At 42.9% G+C, this 3,725-nt stretch carries 4 protein-coding genes; 2 read left to right on the forward strand and 2 right to left on the reverse strand.

Annotated elements, in window-relative coordinates:
• The coding region (locus F6K20_RS28660) for a hypothetical protein (RefSeq protein WP_287296933.1) at positions 1 to 190 on the forward strand (190 nt) is incomplete at its 5' end.
• A 715-nt stretch (positions 191 to 905) separates the two neighbouring features.
• Here the strand turns inward: F6K20_RS28660 and F6K20_RS28665 are convergent.
• Both F6K20_RS28665 and miaA read right to left on the reverse strand, forming a co-directional pair.
• A complete protein-coding gene (locus F6K20_RS28665; RefSeq protein ID WP_008190346.1) occupies positions 906 to 1,751 on the reverse strand; it encodes a phytanoyl-CoA dioxygenase family protein in 846 nt (281 codons plus the stop codon).
• A gap of 261 nt (positions 1,752 to 2,012) precedes the next feature.
• Positions 2,013 to 2,990: a tRNA (adenosine(37)-N6)-dimethylallyltransferase MiaA gene (miaA, locus tag F6K20_RS28670; protein ID WP_008190349.1), complete on the reverse strand. Its 978-nt coding sequence runs from the start codon at positions 2,988 to 2,990 to the stop codon at positions 2,013 to 2,015.
• A gap of 198 nt (positions 2,991 to 3,188) precedes the next feature.
• Between miaA and F6K20_RS28675 the strand changes: the two genes are divergently transcribed.
• The coding region (locus F6K20_RS28675) for an ATP-binding protein (RefSeq protein WP_287296935.1) at positions 3,189 to 3,725 on the forward strand (537 nt) is incomplete at its 3' end.

The raw sequence follows: 3,725 nt of genomic DNA on the forward strand, positions 1-3,725 counted from the left end.
TCGAAAAATCGAAATATATACGAAATACGAACAATCCAAAGAAGAAATAAATGCCGCCCCAAATATAGCGATGCAGCGCGGTCTTGGGGAGGCAGTGCGGTCTTGGGGAGGCAGCGCGGTCTTGGGAGTTTCCCCCATGAGCGACTGCCGTGGTTCCCCCCATGAGCAACTGCCGTGGTTTCCCCCATGAGCGACTGCATCAAGACAGTGAAAGATACTGAGCCACTTGAAACGTTTCATAGAGTGCTCTCCATTTCTGGTTTAACTCCCACTACTCAAATCTAGCTTGGTGATTGACTGACAAAACTCCTAAAACTATTGATTTTACTTAGGGAGCGGTGCAGCGGTAGAGAAACCCAACAAAACCGCCAGGATTGGGTTTCACTATGTTTCACCCAAGTAACCAAGCAAGATTTGTCAGTCAAGCAGGCGCTTCTTGAGATACCACTAGATTTTTCCACTAGATTTTTGGCACCTAGCTATGAAGGTTATTATTCTAGTCTACCTTAAACGTAATATCAAAGGTATGCGATCGCTCAGGCTAAGACTTATTTTTTACAATTTACAAGACGATCAAGGGATGACCGGACAGGGGATGTTAACTTAGCACGACCAAGTCTGGGCAGATCAGAAACACTAAAGAGGTGATGGTCAGATCATCTACAGAAGAGAGGTGGGTGCATCTCATATTTGAAAATTTTGCGTAGGGTGTGTTAGGGGAGCCTTCATTTTTCGCCTCGTAGTCAGGGTTTGGATAGCCCGCCCCGTAACGCACCACCGTGTCAAACAGCAAAAATGAGATGCACCCAGAGAGGTTGACCAGGTTGTGGTTCACTAGTGAAGTCCATGTAAGCACGAAACAGCTGGGTTAATCATGGCGCAACTCCACTCTAATGATCAAAACTTTAATTCAAAAAGAGACAATCTTGTTGTCGTTGGCTTAAACCGCTGGCAATGGCTTGCAAGTGTTTTTGAGAGTAGTTTATTCTCTCAAAGGTTGTGATCGGTCGTCTAGAGGTGTAGGCGAAAGTAATTGAGTATCGGTCTGATGCAGTAGGTGGTTTCAGACGGTGGAAAATGTTGCGTGTGTCAGTAAAAATTACTGTGCCGTAGGCTCCTGTGCAAGGGTTACTGGTAAATTTAGACGCAACCCTTGCCATGTATTTATCTGAGACTAAACCAGAATAGTAATAATTGTAGTTCAGGGCTTCAGCTAATGATGAGGTTAAATTTCTGGGAATATATTCAAAAGGGCCACCATCTAACCCCACATCATTCAAGTAGATAATGATTTTAACCATGCGATAGTCTTCTGGATCTACGTGCCATTGCCTGACATTTACTGGTTTACTATCGGCAATATTCCTTTGAAAGATTAGACCAGCTAATAACACTGGAAGACCAAGGTAATTTTCTACAATATCAAGCAATCGTTCGTTAAGTCCCCACTTCAAAATTTGTGGGTAATTAATTAGCTCGTTGCGATAGGTTATAGAAGACTCAATTTTCGGTATCGGCAATGCCCGTAATTTGCTTAAAATATCCTCCGCACTATCTCTCAGTTTATTAGAGGAAATTGCTAACTCTTCTAAAGAAGTAATAAACGTTCCTTCTCTCTTTAGAGAATTCAACAATGGTAAATCTACTGGTGCTAGGGTAGGTAGGGAATTAGAATGGTTTTCTAGTCTGATTAGATAGTTGCCATAGGATAACTTATGGAGTATCGGTATTCGGAAAAACTCTCTTTTCATTTTTGACGGTATACGTTTGGTCTTCATGGCAAAATAATTAGAGCTAAAAATCATGAAATTCCTAAGGTATTTATTTGAACACTCCTATTATTACTAGCATGCCAGCCTCAAATGTATACGTTTATATACAATAGCTTTAATAAATAAATATTTTTAATTCATTTTTATTTATGTCAAATTTTATATAGCAATGGAAAATTATGCGTATTTAAATTGGAGATTATTCAGTTAAAAAAAAACGTCACCCCCTCAGCAAACAGTCTATAAAAAACCTTCTATCCGCTCCCAAACTTTCTCCAACAAATCAGGACAATCCGCATCAAACCATTCAATCTCAGGATAAGCCTTAAACCAAGTGCGTTGACGTTTAGCAAATTGGCGAGTGTGGACAACAGTTAAATCTCTGGCCTGATCAAGGGATAAGTTACCAGCAAGATAATCTTTAATTTCCCGATATCCCAACGTATCCAGTAACGGTAAATTCCAACCATACTTCTGAGCAATAGTTTCCACCTCAGCCACAAATCCTGCTGCTAACATTTGGTCAGTACGCTGAGCAATCCGCTGGGTAATAGTTTCAGAATCCTGACATTCCAAGCCAATCTGGAGAATTGGATAATTAGGAGGATTCTCTCCCTGCTGCTGTGATATCGGAATTCCAGTTACATAAAATACTTCCAATGCTCGCAATGTCCGCACTTGGTCATTGGGATGAATCTTCTGAGCAGCAACAGGGTCAATCTGTTGCAGGAAATTATAGAGCTGAGCTTGACCAAGAGCAGCTAGTTGCGATCGCAAATCTTCCTGAGGCGCAACCCGAGGAATTTTTAACCCCCGCACTACGGATTTGATATATAAACCAGTACCACCAACTAGGAAAAGAGGTTTATTGTTTAAGTCCGCCTGATCTACCCGGTCTTCCTGGTGTTCCCTATGTTTGCTAGCTATAATTTCCTGGGCTTGCTGTTGATAATCAGCTACAGTTAAGGTTTCGGTTGGATCACAGATGTCGATCAGATAATGGGGTACCTGCTGTTGTTGAGCGAGTGTCGGCTTAGCCGTTCCAATATCAAATTCTCGGTAAACCTGACGAGAATCAGCATTAAGAATTATCGAACTAACCCGCTGGGCTAATTCTATCCCTAGACTAGATTTACCTGTGGCTGTAGCACCGCAAATTACTATGACTGCTGAGTGCTCAGTGTTGAGTTTTGAGTTTTGAGCGGAGGGCTGTTTCATCTTGCATGGTGACATTCGGAACCCACTCGACCACTGACCCACTGGGTGATAACCTATATAGTCAATCCCCTATAGAAATAACCTATGAAAGTGGTCTGTGGTCGCCTGTAAGGCTTTTGTGTTACAATTTTCGGGTGTTTTATCATTTTTGATGAATCATAGCCTTTCCAAGCTTTTAAGGGAGAACCCCGAAAGATTATGACGAGTAGTTACAGTGCCGATCAGATTCAAGTTCTAGAAGGTCTCGAACCGGTGCGGAAACGCCCAGGGATGTACATCGGGACAACTGGACCTAGGGGTCTCCATCATCTAGTCTACGAAGTTGTAGACAATTCCATCGATGAAGCGCTTGCTGGGTATTGTACTCACATCGAAGTTGATATCAATAGCGATGGTTCCGTAACCGTTACCGATGACGGACGAGGGGTTCCTACAGACACCCACCCTACCACAGGGAAATCAGCACTGGAAACCGTAATGACCGTACTTCATGCCGGTGGTAAGTTTGGTGGTGGCGGCTATAAAGTCTCTGGAGGATTGCACGGTGTTGGTGTTTCTGTAGTCAATGCTCTGTCTGAGTGGGTAGATGTAACGGTGTGGCGGGAGAAAAAAGAACATACCCAGCGCTATGAGCGAGGTGTCCCGGTTACTGAACTGCTCGTCAAGCCCTATAAAAAGACCAAGACTGGTACCTCAGTAAACTTCAAGCCAGATACCGAAATCTTTACTGGCGGA

The organism is Moorena sp. SIO2C4, assembly GCF_010672485.1.
Classification (GTDB): domain Bacteria; phylum Cyanobacteriota; class Cyanobacteriia; order Cyanobacteriales; family Coleofasciculaceae; genus Moorena; species Moorena producens.

Excerpts from the sequence above, each read along its gene's own strand:
- miaA (WP_008190349.1), bottom strand. The coding sequence starts at position 2,990 with ATGAAACAGCCCTCCGCTCAAAACTCAAAACTCAACACTGAGCACTCA.
- F6K20_RS28665 (WP_008190346.1), bottom strand. The coding sequence starts at position 1,751 with ATGAAAAGAGAGTTTTTCCGAATACCGATACTCCATAAGTTATCCTAT.